Origin of the sequence: Pannonibacter indicus (assembly GCF_001418225.1) — a bacterium.
In the GTDB taxonomy this organism is placed as follows: Bacteria; Pseudomonadota; Alphaproteobacteria; order Rhizobiales; family Stappiaceae; genus Pannonibacter; species Pannonibacter indicus.
The window spans coordinates 377,842-393,479 of record NZ_LIPT01000003.1; the positions used below are offsets into that span (position 1 = coordinate 377,842).

Genomic DNA, 15,638 nt, shown 5'->3' on the forward strand with positions numbered 1-15,638 from the left:
CCACGTCCAAAGAAAAACGCTCCAGGACTGCCGCAGGCGTTGCACGCAAGGGCGGTCCGCCCTTCGACATAGGGTCATATGGCGGCGCCGTCGAGCCCTATTCAGCGGAAGGAGGCGTGCCGCCGGGCCGGATGCTACTGCGCCGGGCCGTCCGTCCGCCGGATGCTGCGGGTCCTGCTGTCGATCTCGTAGGTAGCCTCCACCGCCCGTCCGTCCGTCACCAGCACGAGGTGCAGGGGCAGGGCCTCTTCCGGCCCGCTCAAGCCCTTGAGCGACAGGCTCCAGCGGACTTTGCTGCCGTCCCGCGCGCCCGGTTTGGGCAGGCCGGTGGTGGCTTCTGCTGCGCCTTCGGCAAAGAGATCGGCCGAAGTGGCGTCTCCCACATCTGCGGTGATGTCGAGTTTCAGCGCGCTTTTGCCTTCCCGGAAACTGAAGCCGACAAGGCGCGGGCCTTCGGTCTCCTGCATGGCAACAGGCAGGGCAGCCCGGGCCGTGCTGATGAGCCGTGCGGCAATGCGGTCCGGCTGCGGGTCAGCGGCCAGATCCAGCGTGAAACGCGCTTCAGCGGGCACACAGATCTTGTTGCAGACGCCGAAGAAGGCATTGGCCTGCAGCTTGAGCGGCGTGTCTGCCGCTTCGGGCGTCAGGCGGAGGGGCAGCAGAACGCTGTCCGTATAGACAATGGACTGGCTGAAGCCATCGTCATAGCGCTCCGGCGCCGGAAAGGAGAGGCTTCCATCCGCCAGATTCGTGCTTCCCTCGAAGCTGAGTTCTGGCGGAATGCCGGTTTCGCCCGGATAGCGCCAGTAAGTGTGCCACTCCGGGTCCAGGGCGATTTCAAGGCCGGCCTCGTAGCTGCCATCGGGCGCCTTGCCGGCCACCACCAGCCGCACGGCACCGCCCTCAACAACCTGCCACTCGGTAATGACGGCATCGGCGGGCGATGTTCCGGCCAGCAGCAGGGCGGAGCAGGCCGCTGCAAGGCGCTGTGCTGCAGAGCGAAGGGGCGTTGCCGTCTGATCGTGGGGCTGACGTGAAGACATGCGATAGGTGATAGCGCAAAGCCTGCGCGGCGTCCTCCCCTTCTGTGGCCGGGGAATGCTCATAACTCTGTGAACGCAGCAAAAATTGCAACCCGCCCCAGCGTGAAGCAAGTTAACAAATCGCCTGGCAGCAGGTAATCTCTGCGGGGGTGCGATGCAAAAGGGAGGCTGCATGACACAAGGTTCGGACACAGGCTGGCTCGACGGGCAGTTTCTGATTGCCATGCCGAACATGCCTGACAGCCGGTTTGCCCACACTGTCATCTATCTCTGTGCTCACTCTTCTGATGGGGCGATGGGGCTGATCATCAATCAGCCATCCAACAGCTTGTCCGTGGCTGATCTTCTGGTGCAGCTCAACATCGTGCCGGAAGGCCAGTCGATCCGCCTGCCTAACGCGCTGCGTGGAATGAGTGTCTATCGCGGCGGCCCGGTGGAAACCGAACGCGGCTTTGTGCTTCATTCCGATGACTTCCAGCTGGAAAGCTCCACCTTGCCCATTCAGGATGGCATCTGCCTGACGGCAACGATGGACATTCTGAAGGCTCTGGCCGAGGGGCGCGGACCGTCGCAGGCCATGCTGGCGCTTGGCTATGCCGGCTGGGCGCCCGGCCAGCTGGAGCAGGAGATCCAGTCCAACGGCTGGCTGACCGGCCCGGCCGATCCGTCGATCCTGTTTGACGCCGAAATCGGCACCAAGTGGCAGAGAGCCTTGTGGCAGATCGGTGTTGATCCTTCCATGCTCTCCAGCGACTCAGGCCATGCCTGATGCGGGGCGGGGCACCTGCAAGCCATGCTGAACCGGGCGGGCAGGTGTTCTCAAATGCAGTTTGCGCGCCTTGGCAAACTGTCTTATGGGTCATGGTCCCGGGACGCCCGTCCCGCCGAAGATCAAACGCCTGTTGACTGCGCCCGCCGCAAATTGGCCAGGGCGCAGGACTGTAGCCAGACATAAAGGGATCCGGCGCGGTGAGATATGTCAGTACGCGTGGTGACGCACCTGTTCTCGATTTCGCAGATGTTCTTCTTCAGGGTCTTGCCCGTGACGGCGGGCTTTACCTGCCCGAGACCTGGCCGCAGTTTGACGCCAAAACCATCGCAGGCTTTGCCGGCAAGTCCTATCAGGACGCCGCCTTCGAGGTGATCCGCCCCTTCACCGGCGGCACCATCAATGACGCCGATCTCAAGCGCATGATCGACGAGGCCTATGCTACGTTCCGCCATCCGGCGGTGACGCCGCTGGTGCAGATCGCGCCGAACCGCTTCGTGCTGGAGCTGTTCCACGGCCCGACGCTGGCCTTCAAGGATGTGGCCATGCAGCTGCTGGGCCGGCTGATGGACCATGTGCTGAGCGAGCGCAACCAGCGCGCCACCATCGTTGGCGCCACGTCCGGCGACACGGGCGGTGCGGCCATCGAGGCCTTCCGCGGCCGTGAGCGCACGGATGTGTTCATCCTCTTTCCCGAAGGCCGCGTGTCCGGCGTGCAGCGCCGCCAGATGACGACGCCCACGGAAGCCAATGTTCATGCACTGGCGGTGGAAGGCAATTTCGATGATTGCCAGGCCATCGTGAAGGGCATGTTCAACCATTTCGAGTTCCGCGACAGGGTGGGCCTGTCGGGTGTGAACTCCATCAACTGGGCGCGCATTCTGGCGCAGATCGTCTACTACTTCGTGGCAGGCGTTGCCGTTGGCGCACCGCACCGCCCGGTGTCTTTCACTGTGCCGACCGGCAATTTCGGCGATATCTTTGCAGGCTATGCAGCCATGCGCATGGGCCTGCCGGTGGACAGGCTGGTGATCGCCACCAACCGCAACGACATTCTGGTGCGCACGCTGGAAACGGGCCGCTACGAGATGCGCGGCGTCTCGGCGACCATCTCCCCGTCCATGGACATTCAGATCTCGTCGAACTTCGAGCGGCTTCTGGCGGAAATGCATGGCCGCGATGGCGCCGCCGTGAAGGCCATGATGGGCAGCCTTTCCCAGTCTGGCAGCTTCACCATCTCTGATGGCCCGCTCGCAGAGATGCGCAAGCTCTTCGCAGCCGGGCGCTGCGGCGAGGATCAGACGGCTGCCACCATCGCCCGCACCCATGCGGAAACCGGCTACCTGCTCGACCCGCATACCGCCATCGGCGTGCATGTGGCGGAAGAGCTGGGGGCGGGCGAAGCGCCGATGGTTGTGCTGGGCACGGCCCATCCGGCCAAGTTCCCCGCCGCCGTCAAGGCCGCCAGCGGTGTCTATCCGGCGCTCCCCGAACAGCTGGAGCCGATGATGACCGCACCGGAGCGCCAGAGCGTGCTGCCGGCGGATCTTGGCGCCATCGAGCGCCATGTCGAGGCAAATGCCCGCGCCGTGAAGGGTGCGGCCTGAAACTGACGCGGGGAGGGGGGCAGAATGCTTGCGCCCCTTTCTGCTTGAGCTGCCATCTGGCCGTGCCCTAGGCTATGTGTCACAACAATGACAAGGGCTGGCAAAGGCCCGCAAGCCGTGAAACAGTAGTGCCGCAGCCGGAGCGCCGGAATGCCTGAGGGCAGGAGGGCTGAAACGAGGGCAGGCGTGACACGCCGCCCGCTCCCCTGTGAGGCCGGGAGGACCGCATGGAAGTAAGGACGACCCGGTTGGCCAATGGGCTGACCGTCATCACGGACCGGATGCCGAGCCTCAGGACTGCGGCGCTCGGGGTGTGGGTGAGGACCGGGTCACGGGCGGAGGCACCAGAGCAGAATGGCATCACCCATCTGCTGGAGCACATGGCCTTCAAGGGCACCGCCACCCGCAGCGCCCGCCAGATTGCTGAAGAAATCGAGGCTGTCGGCGGCGAGCTGAATGCCTCCACCAGCGTCGAACACACCAATTACTATGCCCGCGTGCTGGCCGAGGATGTGCCGCTGGCGGCTAATCTTCTGGCCGATATCCTCAAGAACTCGGTCTTCGATGCGGAAGAGCTGGCGCGCGAGCAGCATGTGATCCTGCAGGAAATCGGTGCCTCGCTCGACAGCCCGGACGATCAGGCCTTTGACCTGTTCCAGTCCACCGCCTGGCCGGGGCAGCCGCTGGGCCGGCCGATCCTTGGCACGCCCGAAACCCTGATGAGCTTCGACCGGGATTCGCTGACCCAGTATCTGGCCAACCGCTACCGGGCGCCGGACATGGTTCTTTCGGCGGCAGGGGCCGTGGATCACGACGAGCTGGTGCGTATTGCGGAGGATCAGTTCTCCAGCTTCAGCGCCGAACCGGCGGCGCCTGTGGGCGAAGCCACCTATGCCGGTGGTGAGGGCCGTCTGGAAAAGGAGCTGATGGAGGCGCAGATCCTGCTGGGCTTCAAGGGCCAGTCCTATGCCTCGCCGGATTATTATGCGTCGCAGATCCTGGCCTCGGTGCTGGGCGGTGGCATGTCCTCGCGCCTCTTTCAGGAAGTGCGGGAAACGCGCGGCCTGTGCTACGCGATCTATGCCTTCCACTGGGCCTTCAACGACACGGGCCTTTTCGGCCTGCATGCCGCGACGGGCGAGGAAAACCTCGAAGAGCTGATGCCGGTGATCCTGGGCGAACTGGAGCGCGCAGGCAGCGACATTTCCGAGGATGAGGTGGCCCGTGCCCGTGCGCAGATCCGCGCCGGACTGATGATGGCACTGGAAAGCCCGGCCGCCCGCGCCGGCCAGATCGCCCGGCAAATGCTGATCCATGGCCGTACGCTGAGCCTTGAGGAAGTGTCGCAGCGCATCAATGCGGTGACCGCCGAGAGTGTGCGCCGTGTGGCATCGGACATCTTCACCTCCAGCCGGCCGACGCTGACGGGCCTTGGCCCCATCGGCAAGATGATGACACTGGACGAGGTGCAGCTGCGCCTCAGCGGCCCCATGCCGCGGCGTGCCTTCGCCTGAACCGGGCCGGGATAAGGGGGCGTCAGGTGGCCTTGCTTCTGTCCTTCGGAGCGTCGGAGACAGAGCCCACATTGCGGGGGCAGGGCTTCTATCTGCGCCCGCCCCTGATGGCGGATTTCCCGCAGTGGTCTGTGCTGCGGGAAGAAAGCCGCAGCTTTCTGACCCCTTGGGAGCCGCTGTGGCCGGTGGATGATCTGACCAAGCCCGCCTTCCGCCGCCGCCTTCGCCGTTATGCCAATGACCGCAAGGAGGGGCGCAGCTATCCCTTCTTCCTCTTTTCACAGGATGGAACGCTTCTGGGCGGGGCGACCTTGTCCAATATCCGGCGCGGTGTCGCCCAATGCTGCTCGCTCGGCTACTGGATGGGCGCACGGCACGCTGGAAAAGGTTACATGTCCAGCGCGGTCGCCTTGATCGCGCCATTCTGTTTCGATGTGTTGCGCCTGCACCGGATCGAGGCGGCCTGCCTTCCCAGCAACGGGCCGTCGATCCAGCTTCTACGCAAGAACGGGTTCATACGCGAAGGTTATGCGCGCCGCTACCTCAATATCAACGGTCAGTGGCAGGACCATATCCTCTTCGCGCGCCTTGCCGATGATCCGGTGCCGGCCGCTGCGGCCGCCTCTCCACAATGGACCAGTGGCGCCTCGAAAGAAATCTTGTGACATGGCCGACAACCCTTTAACTGTTCGAGCCATGCTCGCCACTCCGCTTCAACTGCCGGTGACATTTCTCCGGTTCCTGGCTGCCGTATTGCTGTTGCTGACTGCGACCCTGTTCGCAGGCCGCGCCCTTGCGCTTGAGCCGATCCCGGTGCCGCTGGATGTGGAGGCGCTGGAACTCACCGGCGCAATCGATCTTTACCGCGATGCCGGACCACGCCTGCAGGTCTCCACCGCGCCCGGTGCCGATGGCATCGTCCGGCGCATCGAAGTGGCCTCGCGTGACGGGCAGAACACCAACTGGGCGGTTTTCTCGCTGACCAACACCTCCGATGAGCAGGTCGACCGGCTCATCGTCGCGCCGTTCTATCAGCTCGCCGGTTCACGCATGATCTGGCCGGATCTGGGCACTTCCCGTGTGGCTTCGATCACGCCCAGCCAGGGCATTGCCCCGGAGCGGCAGAAAAGCCTTGAGGCCGATGTCTTCCTGATCACGCTCGATCCGGGCGCCATCGTCACCTATGTGGCCGAACTGCGCACGCCCGAGCTGCCGCAGATCCGCCTGTGGGAGCCCGATGCCTACAAGGAAACGGTCAACGCTTACACGCTGTACCGCGGTATCATTCTCGGCATTTCCGGTTTGCTGGCGCTGTTCCTGACCATTCTGTTCGTGGTCAAGGGCACGGTGATGTTCCCGGCAACGGCCTCGCTGGCCTGGGCGGTTCTGGCCTATCTGTGCATTGACTTCGGCTTCTGGAGCCGGGTGTTCAACCTCACACAGGGCGAAGACCAGCTCTACCGGGCGAGCGCCGAAGTGATGCTGGCGGCCAGCCTGATCATCTTTCTCTATGCCTATCTCAACCTGAACCGCTGGCACATCCGCTACAGTCACCTCGCGCTGGGCACGCTCAGCCTGCTGCTGGGGCTCCTGGGCGTCGCGGTATGGGACCCCTCGATTGCGGCCGGCATCGCGCGTCTGTCGCTCGGCTTTATCGGCTTTGCCGGTTTTGCCACGGTTCTGGTTCTGGCGCTTCAGGGCTATGACCGGGCGATCATGCTGATCCCCACCTGGTTTCTGCTGATCGTCTGGCTCATTGGCTCGGCGATGACCGTCCTGGGGGTGCTCAACAACGACATCGTCCAGCCGGCGCTGGGCGGCGGACTGGTCCTGATCGTTCTGCTGATCGGCTTCACGGTGATGCAGCACGCCTTTGCAGGCGGCGCCATCGTTCAGGGCCTGATTTCGGATGTGGAGCGGCGCGCTCTGGCCCTCACCGGGGCAGGGGACATCATCTGGGACTGGGATATCGACCGTGACCGCATCTACACCGGCCACGAAGTCGAGGATTTGCTGAACCTTCGCCATGGCACGCTGGATGGCCCGGCACGTGACTGGCTGGACGTGCTGCACCCGCAGGACCGAGACCGCTTCCGCGCCACGCTGGATGCAGTGGTGGATCAGCGGCGCGGCAAGGTGCAGCAGGATTTCCGCCTGCGCTCCGAGGATGGCCATTTCCGCTGGTTCCGCCTGCGTGCCCGCCCCATTCTGGGCTCGGATGCCGAAGTCATCCGCTGCGTCGGCACGCTGCTGGACATCACCGAGCAGAAGACCGCCGAAGAGCGGCTGCTGCATGATGCTGTGCATGACAACCTGACGGGCCTTGCCAACCGCGAACTGTTCATGGACCGGCTGGAGGCAGCTCTTGCCCGCTGCAAGGCGGACAGCAGCATCGCCAAGCCGACGGTGCTTCTGCTTAATCTCGACCGGTTCAAGCAGGTGAATGACGGCATCGGCCTGTCGGCAGGGGATTCGATCCTGCTGACCATCGCCCGCCGCCTCGACCGCATGCTGCAGCCGCAGGATTCCCTCGCCCGGCTCAACGGCGACCAGTATGGCATGATCCTGCTGTCGGAGCAGGAGGCCGGACGCATTGCTCAGGTGGCCGACGCCTTCCGCAAGGCCGTGCGCGCGCCCGTGACCTATGGCGACCGCGAAGTCTTCCTCACCTGCTCCATCGGTTTTGCCCTGTTCGAAGGCGGGCGCCAGACGGCGGAAGAGCTGGTGACGGATGCGGAAATCGCGCTGAACCACGCCAAGCGCCTCGGCGGCGACCGTCAGGAGGTCTTCCGCCCGATCCTGCGCCCGCTGGGCCGCAATGTCATCGATCTGGAAGGCGACCTGCGCAAGGCGATCAAGGAAGGCGAACTCGCCGTCCATTTCCAGCCCATCGTGCGCCTTTCGGATCAGTCCGTCGCCGGGTTCGAGGTTCTGTCCCGCTGGAAACATGCCAAGCGCGGGCCGATTGCTCCGAGCGAGTTCATTCCGATTGCCGAACAGTCCGGTCTGATCAACGAACTGGGCGTCTATGTGCTCGACAAGGGCGCGCGCCAGCTGGCCGAATGGCAGGACAAGATCCGCACGCCGGTGCCGCTGTTCCTCTCGGTCAACATCTCCTCCCGCCAGCTGCTGCGTCATGACCTCATCAACGAAGTGAAGGCCATCCTGTCGCGCTCGCGCATTGTTCCGGGCACGCTGAAGCTGGAGCTGACCGAATCCATGGTCATGTCCAACCCGGAATATGCCGCCAAGGTGCTGGAGCGCCTGCGCGGTCTAGGGGCAGGGCTGTCGCTGGATGATTTCGGCACGGGCTATTCCTCGCTGGCCTATCTGCAGCGCTTCCCCTTCGACACGATCAAGATCGACCAGTCCTTCGTGCGGCACAACGGCCAGTCGGCCCGCCCTGTCATCCTGCGTTCCATCATCGCCCTCGGCCATGATCTGGGCATGTCCATCGTCGCGGAAGGGGCGGAAAGCGAGTCCGATGCGCTCGAACTGTTCCAGCTCGGCTGCGAATATGCGCAGGGCTATTTCTTCGGCGAAGCCATGACCGCAGAAGAGGCCACCGTGTATCTGCGTGAGCAGCACGAGGCTTGAGGCAGCAGAAACGGCGGTTTTTCGCGCCCGGGTGCAGGCGACGCTCCGATCTCTCCATCGTCATCCGGACGCGCCCCGCGCGATCCGGGACCGGAGAGCCGGGGTGCAGCTTAATCACATGAAATCCAAAGCATAAGCCGAGACTCACCGGTCCCGGATCTCCGCTTCGCTGCGTCCGGGACGACGACGGAGAGGTTTAACCTGGAGTTTGTGCTGAACTGGCTGGCCAGGCTCGGAACGCTTTTCCAGTAAGCGTCACCCCACCAGCAGGGCCAGCGGACGGTTGCCGTCCGTCAGGGTCAGCGGCGTGACGCCGAAGGGATCGCCGTCGATCTGGGCGGGCACGGCGCGGCGGCTGGTGAGGGTGAGGCTGTTCACCGGCACCAGCGTGGCACCCTTCGTCTTGTGCAGGCGGCCTGTCAGCAGTGCAAGGCCGAAGCGCAAGGCGGCCAGCGGCGTGTCCTTTTCCAGCGCCAGAAGATGCAGGCCGGGCCTTGTCACGCCGCCATCCGGGCAGATGACGAAAGGACCGCCATAGTGGCGGGCCTTGGTGACGACGGCGAGGCGGCAGGTCAGCGTCCGGCCCGCATGGTCGCCGTTCTCCGGCTCATCGCCGATCCGCACGAAGAGGTCTTCCCCATGGCGCGAGAAGGCGATGTCGAGCGCCGTGAGCACATAGGCGAGCTTGCCGAGGCGGCGCTTCAGCGCCAGCGGCACCGCGTGAACGACTTCCGCATCAAACCCGGCAGAGGCCATCAGCACGAATGGACGGCCATTGGCGAGGCCGTAATGCAGCGGCACACTGCGCCGTTGCAGCATCATGCGGGCGATGCCTTCGGCGCTGCGCGGAAGCTTCAATTCGGCGGCCAGAACATTGGCGGTACCGCAGGGAATGACCGCCAGTTCGGGAGCGGCCGCTGCCGTGTTCTGCTGAAAGCCGCGGATTGCCTCATTGACCGATCCATCGCCGCCGGCCACCGCCAGAATGCCGGTCCGCAGGGCCGGATCGGCGCAGATCTCACCAATTTCTCCGGCCCGGCGTGTCAGGCGGATGGTCACCGTGCAGCCCTGTGATTCAAGCCTTGCGGCAATGTCCTGCAAAAGGCGCGGGCGGTAGCCGCCGGAAACGGGATTGGCGAGGATCAACACGCTGCGGGCAAGGGCGGCGGCGCTGTCATGCGCGCCGGATCCGCCTTCCTGTGAATGAGCGGCGGCCCGAGTCTCTTCCGGCCCGGAGCTGTCATCTCCCGCCATGAAATCTGCCTTGCGCAGGGGCTTCATCCGTTGCTGCCTCCAGCTGCATTGCGGCCTTTCTGAAAGGGCTTCATGCCGAGCCGGGCCAGTTCGTCGGCCCGTTCATTCTCCGGGTGTCCGGCGTGACCTTTCACCCAGTGCCAGGAAATCTGATGCTGGCGCTGCGCGGCGTCGAGAGCCTGCCAGAGGTCGGCATTCTTCACCGGCTTCTTGTCTGCCGTGCGCCAGTCATTGCGCTTCCAGTTGAACAGCCATTTGGTGATGCCATCACGCACATAAACGCTGTCGGTGTACAGATCGACGGAGCAGGGGCGCTTGAGGGCCCTCAAAGCCTCGATGGCCGCCGTCAGCTCCATGCGGTTGTTGGTGGTTTCCGCTTCGCCGCCGTTGAGCTCTTTCTCGTGCGGGCCGAAACGCAGGATCGCGCCCCAGCCGCCCGGTCCCGGATTTCCCGAGCAGGCACCGTCCGTGTAGATGACGACCTTTGCGTCCTCGCTCATGCGTCCAGCCCGTAATCATGAGCGGAGATGGCGCCCCGGTGGAAGCGCAGCTTGCGCAGATATTCGGTGGGGTCCTTCGGCGTCACCAGCGCGCCGGGAGGCACGTTGAGCCAGTCGTAAAGCCGCGTCAGCAGGAAGCGGATGGATGCGCCGCGCGCCAGCAGGGGCAGGGCCGCGAATTCTTGCCGCGTGAAGGGGCGGATCTTTCGGTAGCCATTAAGGAAGGCACGCGCCTTGGTGACATTGAAGGCGCCGTCGGCCTCGAAGCACCAGGCGTTGATGCAGATGACCGCGTCATAGGCAAAGCTGTCGGTGCAGGCGAAGTAGAAGTCGATGAGGCCGGACAACTCGCTGCCAAGGAAGAACACGTTGTCGGGGAAGAGATCCGCATGGATCACTCCGCCCGGCAGGTCTTTGGGCCAGTTGGCTTCCAGATAGTCGAGTTCGCCGGCAAGCTCTTCGGCAAGGCCTGGCACCACTGTATCGGCGCGCTCCCCCGAGCGGTTGAAGAGGGGGCGCCAGCCGCTGACATCCAGCGCATTGTGCCGCTTCATCGGGAAATCGGCGCCGGCCAGATGCAGCCGGGCAAGCGCCTCGCCAAGGGCGGCGCAATGCTCAAGGCGCGGGCGGCGCACCCACATGCCTTCCAGGAAGGTAACCATGGCAGCGGGGCGGCCCGACAGAGTGCCCAGCATGGTGCCGTCTTCTGCCACCAGCGGCTGCGGGCAGTTGATGCCCTTCTTCGCCAGATGCTGCATCAGGTTGAGGAAGAAGGGCAGATCGTCCGGGTTCACCCGCTTTTCATAGAGGGTGAGGATGAAATTGGCCTGATCCGTGCGCACCAGAAAGTTGGAGTTCTCCACGCCCTCGGCGATGCCCTTGTAGGACAGGAGACGGCCAATGCCGTATCGGGCGACAAAGGCGGCAAGGTCTTCGTCGGCAACTTCGGTATAAACGGCCATTGGGGGCTACTCGGCTGCGCTGGGAACGTCTGCCATGGTGCGAAGCTCGCGCGGCAGGTTGAAGGCGATGGTTTCTTCCGCCGTGCGCACCTCGTTCACCGTTACGGTGAAGCGCTCTGCAAAGGCGGCGATGATTTCCTCGACCAGCGTTTCGGGGGCAGAGGCGCCTGCCGTCAGGCCGAGGCTGGAAATGCTCTCGAAATCGGTCCAGTCGATGTCCGAGGCCCGCTGCACCAGAACGGCCTTGCGGCATCCGGCACGCTCTGCCACTTCGCGCAGGCGCTGCGAGTTGGACGAGTTGGGCGCGCCCACCACGATCATTGCATCCACCTGCGGCGCCACTACCTTCACCGCATCCTGACGGTTGGTCGTGGCGTAGCAGATGTCTTCCTTGTGCGGGGCGACGATATCGGGAAAGCGCTGCTTCAGCACCTCGACAATGCCCTTGGTGTCATCCACCGAAAGGGTTGTCTGGGTGATGAAGGCAAGCTGACGGCCGGTGCGCGGCTGATAGTTGCGCGCATCCTCTTCCGTCTCGATCAGGAACACCGTGCCCTCCGGCAGCTGTCCCATGGTGCCGATCACTTCCGGGTGGCCGGCGTGGCCGATCAGCAGGATCTCGCGGTCGCGCCGGTCGTGGATCTCGGCTTCCTTGTGCACCTTGGACACGAGCGGGCAGGTGGCGTCGAGGAAGAACATGTTCCGCCCGCGCGCATCTTCCGGCACGGATTTCGGCACGCCATGGGCGGAGAAGATCACCGGGCGGCCGCGCTGGTCTGCCGGGATCTCGTCAAGCTCCTCGACGAAAACGGCGCCCTTGGCCTTCAGCCCGTCAACCACAAACCGGTTATGCACGATCTCGTGGCGCACATAGACCGGACGTCCGAACTTCTCCAGCGCCAGTTCGACGATCTGGATGGCACGGTCCACCCCTGCGCAGAAGCCGCGCGGTGCACACAATTTCACGTCCAGCGCCGGAAGAGCGCCATGATTGCCGGTCATGTCAGGTCCTTGAGCGTGGCTCATGGGGGCAATAGAGTGATCACCCCATGGCATGTCAAGGGGAAGCATGCGCATTGCTGCCGGGCAAGCCCTGCATTCTGCGCCGTGAATCCATAGAGGCAGGCTGCGTCTCGCCAAAACGGATATGGCCTGTTATAGACCGGCGAACAGGTTTCGAGTGAAGTGGAACTTCTGAATGCTGCAAGTCGAACGCATTTCCGCCCGTTCTGCCGCAGGCCGCGTGGCCACCTTTGCCGCGCTGGCGGGACTCCTTTCCGGCTGCATGTCATTCGGCGGCGGTGATTCCGCTGATACGGGCGGTGCGCCGGCAGGCCCCAGCCTGACGCAGAAGATCGTCAGCGGCGGGCAGGGGCCGATCCAGGTGGACCCGCAGGCCTTCGAAAAGCAGCCCTACTGCCCGCCGATCGAGTTGCAGTCGGACACGTTCCTCATCACCAAATATGAGCGCGGCAAGGAGCATGACGCACGGGCGCTGCTCTATCAGGCCAATCTTGAAGACTGGGCCCGCGAATGCCGCCGCGAAGGCGACCAGACCCGCATCAAGGTCGGCCTTGCCGGGCGCGTGACGCCGGGGCCCGCCTGGCCGGGCGGTGAAATCAAGCTGCCGGTGCGCGTTGCCATTATCCCGCAGGGCGTTTCGGACGCCGCCCCGGTGGTTTCTCAGCTTCTGTCCGTGTCCGTGACGGCGGCGGCAGGGGCTCCGGCCATAACCTGGTCGCTGGTCGAAGACTCCTTCGTGGTGCCGCGCGATGCCTCGCTCAAGATCGTCTTCGGCTTTGACGAAGGCGCACCGCAGCGGACGAAGCGCCGCTGAGGCATTGCAGACGTTCTTAACCCTTGCCATCAAACGGGATGGGAATACCTATCCGTCTCAGGATGGCGGATATTGACAAGGGCAGGGCGGGAATAGACAATCACACTGCTCATCTGGGTCGTGACAGGTGGGCGGAACGGTGGTGCCGGCATTTCATCTGGCAGGTGCCGCCGGTTCAAAAAGGCGACAGCGGGAGAGGCTGGAGAGGTGCCCTGCAGCAATGCAGGGATCTGAGACAGCGCCGAAGGAGCAACCGCCCCGGAAACTCTCAGGCAAAAGGACCGCTTCGCTTTGACGCTCTGGAAAGCAGGCCTCGCATGCTGATGCGTGAGGCCTCACCGAAGGAGTAACCTTCCGGCTGCCTCCGTGCGCCGGGCGGGAAATCTCTCAGGTACTCGGACAGAGGGGGTGCGGATGGGCCGTCACAGGTCTGTCCTTGCGCCACTGACGACGAGGACCCTTGATGGCCACGACTGATTCTGCGGCCGCCCCTGAGGCGGACCTGAAGCGTACCCCCCTTCATGACCTGCATGTGGCGCTTGGCGCCCGCATGGTGCCTTTCGCGGGCTATGAGATGCCCGTGCAATATCCTGCCGGTATCCTGGCCGAACATCTCCACACCCGCGCCGCTGCCGGACTGTTCGACGTGTCCCATATGGGCCAGGCCTGGCTCATCGGCCCGGACCACGCCACCACCGCCCGTGCGCTGGAGGCTCTTGTGCCCTCCAACATGGTGGAACTGGGCCGCGGCAAGCAGCGCTACACGGTTCTGCTCAACGCAGAAGGCGGCATTGTTGATGACCTGATGGTCACCCGCCCGGTGGCTGAAGAAGACGATGGCCGCCTGTTCCTGGTGGTCAATGCCTCGCGCAAGGATGTGGACTATCCGCTGATCGATGCCGCGCTTCCCGAAGGTGTCCGCCTTGAAATCATCGAGGACCGCGCGCTGATCGCCGTGCAGGGGCCGGAAGCTGTTGCCGCTGTTGCCCAGCATGCGCCGGAGGCGGCGGACCTCGGCTTCATGAGTGCGGCCTGGATGGACTTCGACGGTATTCGCTGCCACGTGTCGCGCTCCGGTTATACCGGCGAGGACGGGGTGGAAATGTCCGTCCCCGCAGACGCTGCGGAAGCCATCGTCAAGGCGCTGCTGGCGGATGAGCGGGTGAAGCCGATTGGTCTTGGCGCGCGCGACAGCCTGCGCCTTGAAGCCGGGCTGTGCCTTTATGGCCATGATCTTGATGAGACCACCTCGCCGGTTGAGGCCGGCATCACCTTCATCCTGCAGAAGCGCCGCCGCGACGAAGGCGGCTTCCCCGGCGCCGCCCGTGTTCAGGGCGAACTCGCCGCAGGTCCGGCCCGCAAGCGCGTCGGCCTGAAGCTGGAAGGCCGTGCGCCAGCACGTGAGGGCGCGGAAATCCGCGTGCCCGGCGGCAGCGAGGCCATCGGCACCGTCACCTCCGGCGGCTTTGCCCCGACCCTCGGCCAGCCCATCGCCATGGGCTATGTTGCCGCTGCCCATTCCGCCCCAGGCACGAAGCTCGCACTCATCGTGCGCGGCAAGGAGCTGGAAGCCACCGTCACCACGATGCCTTTCGTGGAGCACCGTTACGTGCGCGCCGCCAAGGTGTGAACCGTTCAGAAACAGAAGATCATCCAGTCTGGAGACCAGAGAATGACGACCTATTACTCCAAGGATCATGAATGGGTTGCCGTGTCCGGTGGCATCGCCACCGTCGGCATCACCACCTATGCCCAGAGCCAGCTTGGCGATGTGGTCTATGTGGAACTGCCGGATGTTGGCCGCACCGTCTCGCAGGGCGATGACGCCGCCGTGGTGGAATCGGTGAAGGCCGCCAGCGAGGTCTATGCCCCGGTCAGCGGTGAGGTAACCGAGGTCAACAATGCCCTCACGGACAGCCCGGCCTTGGTGAACGAAGATCCGGAAGGGGCGGCCTGGTTCATGAAGCTGCGTATCTCCAACGAGGGCGAGCTGGCAGAGCTGATGGACGAGGCGGCCTACAAGGCCTACGTGGAAACGCTCTGATCCATGCCCGGCCATCTTTACACCGCCGAAGTGATCTGGCGCCGCGAGGGTGAGTTCCGCACTGGACGCTACTCCCGCGGCCATACCTGGCGCTTTGACGGCGGTGTGGAGGTGCCAGCCTCTGCCTCGCCCACCGTCGTGCCGCTGCCCCATTCGGTGCCCGAAGCCGTGGATCCGGAAGAGGCCTTCGCGGCCGCCATCTCCTCCTGCCACATGATGACCTTCCTTGATCTGGCCCGCCGTGACGGGCTGCTGATCGAGGCCTACGAGGACAGGGCAGAGGCGGAAATGAGCCGCACTGCGCCGGGGCGCATGGGCATCACCCGTGTCACCCTGCGCCCCGTGATGGCCATCATCGCGGACAGCCAGCCAGACCCGGCCCGGCTCGCCGAACTGCACGAGAAGGCGCATGAGATGTGCTTCATCGCCAACTCGGTGAAATGTGAAATCGTCGTGGCGCCCGGCCCGGTGCGCCTCGTTGCTCCGCAACCGCATGAAGGGACGTAAACCC

General features: G+C 64.4%; 14 protein-coding genes and 2 riboswitches. Of the genes, 9 read left to right on the forward strand and 5 right to left on the reverse strand.

The window, feature by feature from the left end; genetic code table 11:
* Window positions 1-134 precede the first annotated feature (134 nt).
* Complete coding sequence (locus ASC48_RS07560) at window positions 135-1,043, reverse strand: protein-disulfide reductase DsbD domain-containing protein (protein ID WP_055455124.1); 909 nt, start codon at window positions 1,041-1,043, stop codon at window positions 135-137.
* A gap of 172 nt (window positions 1,044-1,215) precedes the next feature.
* Between ASC48_RS07560 and ASC48_RS07565 the strand changes: the two genes are divergently transcribed.
* The 5 genes from ASC48_RS07565 (at window position 1,216) to ASC48_RS07585 (ending at window position 8,530) form a co-directional block, all read left to right on the forward strand.
* Window positions 1,216-1,812: a YqgE/AlgH family protein gene (locus ASC48_RS07565; RefSeq protein WP_244270017.1), complete on the forward strand. Its 597-nt coding sequence runs from the start codon at window positions 1,216-1,218 to the stop codon at window positions 1,810-1,812.
* Window positions 1,813-2,012: 200 nt separating this feature from the next.
* Window positions 2,013-3,419: a threonine synthase gene (gene thrC / locus ASC48_RS07570; protein WP_055455126.1), complete on the forward strand. Its 1,407-nt coding sequence runs from the start codon at window positions 2,013-2,015 to the stop codon at window positions 3,417-3,419.
* Window positions 3,420-3,646: 227 nt separating this feature from the next.
* Window positions 3,647-4,933: a M16 family metallopeptidase gene (locus ASC48_RS07575; RefSeq protein ID WP_055455127.1), complete on the forward strand. Its 1,287-nt coding sequence runs from the start codon at window positions 3,647-3,649 to the stop codon at window positions 4,931-4,933.
* 26 nt (window positions 4,934-4,959) lie between these two features.
* Entirely contained in the window at window positions 4,960-5,598 is a 639-nt protein-coding gene (locus ASC48_RS07580; protein WP_072242555.1) for a GNAT family N-acetyltransferase, read from the forward strand.
* 58 nt (window positions 5,599-5,656) lie between these two features.
* Complete coding sequence (locus ASC48_RS07585; RefSeq protein WP_409841046.1) at window positions 5,657-8,530, forward strand: EAL domain-containing protein; 2,874 nt, start codon at window positions 5,657-5,659, stop codon at window positions 8,528-8,530.
* Between the two features lie 255 nt (window positions 8,531-8,785).
* Here ASC48_RS07585 and ASC48_RS07590 read toward each other — a convergent pair whose 3' ends face one another.
* Genes ASC48_RS07590 through ispH form a run of 4 tightly spaced genes read right to left on the reverse strand, consistent with a single transcriptional unit; the run spans window position 8,786 to window position 12,248 of the window.
* Window positions 8,786-9,811, reverse strand: a complete 1,026-nt coding sequence (locus ASC48_RS07590) for a diacylglycerol/lipid kinase family protein (protein WP_055455129.1) — start codon at window positions 9,809-9,811, stop codon at window positions 8,786-8,788.
* The gene (rnhA, locus tag ASC48_RS07595; protein ID WP_055455130.1) at window positions 9,808-10,284 is read right to left on the reverse strand and encodes a ribonuclease HI; all 477 of its coding nucleotides are present in this window, start codon (window positions 10,282-10,284) and stop codon (window positions 9,808-9,810) included. Before rnhA ends, ASC48_RS07590 begins: the two co-directional genes overlap by 4 nt.
* The gene (locus tag ASC48_RS07600) at window positions 10,281-11,246 is read right to left on the reverse strand and encodes a homoserine kinase (protein WP_055455131.1); all 966 of its coding nucleotides are present in this window, start codon (window positions 11,244-11,246) and stop codon (window positions 10,281-10,283) included. The genes rnhA and ASC48_RS07600 overlap by 4 nt, the downstream gene beginning before the upstream one ends.
* 6 nt (window positions 11,247-11,252) lie before the next feature.
* Window positions 11,253-12,248 carry a 4-hydroxy-3-methylbut-2-enyl diphosphate reductase gene (gene ispH, locus ASC48_RS07605; protein WP_055455132.1) on the reverse strand — a complete coding sequence of 332 codons (996 nt, stop codon included), beginning with the start codon at window positions 12,246-12,248 and terminating at the stop codon, window positions 11,253-11,255.
* Between the two features lie 196 nt (window positions 12,249-12,444).
* Here ispH and ASC48_RS07610 point away from each other — a divergent pair, with 196 nt between their 5' ends.
* The 4 genes from ASC48_RS07610 (at window position 12,445) to ASC48_RS07625 (ending at window position 15,634) form a co-directional block, all read left to right on the forward strand.
* Window positions 12,445-13,083: a hypothetical protein gene (locus ASC48_RS07610; protein WP_055455133.1), complete on the forward strand. Its 639-nt coding sequence runs from the start codon at window positions 12,445-12,447 to the stop codon at window positions 13,081-13,083.
* 180 nt (window positions 13,084-13,263) lie between these two features.
* A riboswitch (glycine riboswitch) is annotated at window positions 13,264-13,377 on the forward strand.
* 3 nt (window positions 13,378-13,380) lie between these two features.
* Window positions 13,381-13,488, forward strand: a riboswitch (glycine riboswitch).
* Window positions 13,489-13,546: 58 nt separating this feature from the next.
* The gene (gene gcvT / locus ASC48_RS07615) at window positions 13,547-14,713 is read left to right on the forward strand and encodes a glycine cleavage system aminomethyltransferase GcvT (RefSeq protein ID WP_055455134.1); all 1,167 of its coding nucleotides are present in this window, start codon (window positions 13,547-13,549) and stop codon (window positions 14,711-14,713) included.
* A gap of 42 nt (window positions 14,714-14,755) precedes the next feature.
* Window positions 14,756-15,127 carry a glycine cleavage system protein GcvH gene (gene gcvH / locus ASC48_RS07620; RefSeq protein ID WP_055455135.1) on the forward strand — a complete coding sequence of 124 codons (372 nt, stop codon included), beginning with the start codon at window positions 14,756-14,758 and terminating at the stop codon, window positions 15,125-15,127.
* 3 nt (window positions 15,128-15,130) lie between these two features.
* Window positions 15,131-15,634, forward strand: a complete 504-nt coding sequence (locus ASC48_RS07625; protein ID WP_055455136.1) for an OsmC family protein — start codon at window positions 15,131-15,133, stop codon at window positions 15,632-15,634.
* The last annotated feature ends 4 nt before the right edge of the window (window positions 15,635-15,638 follow it).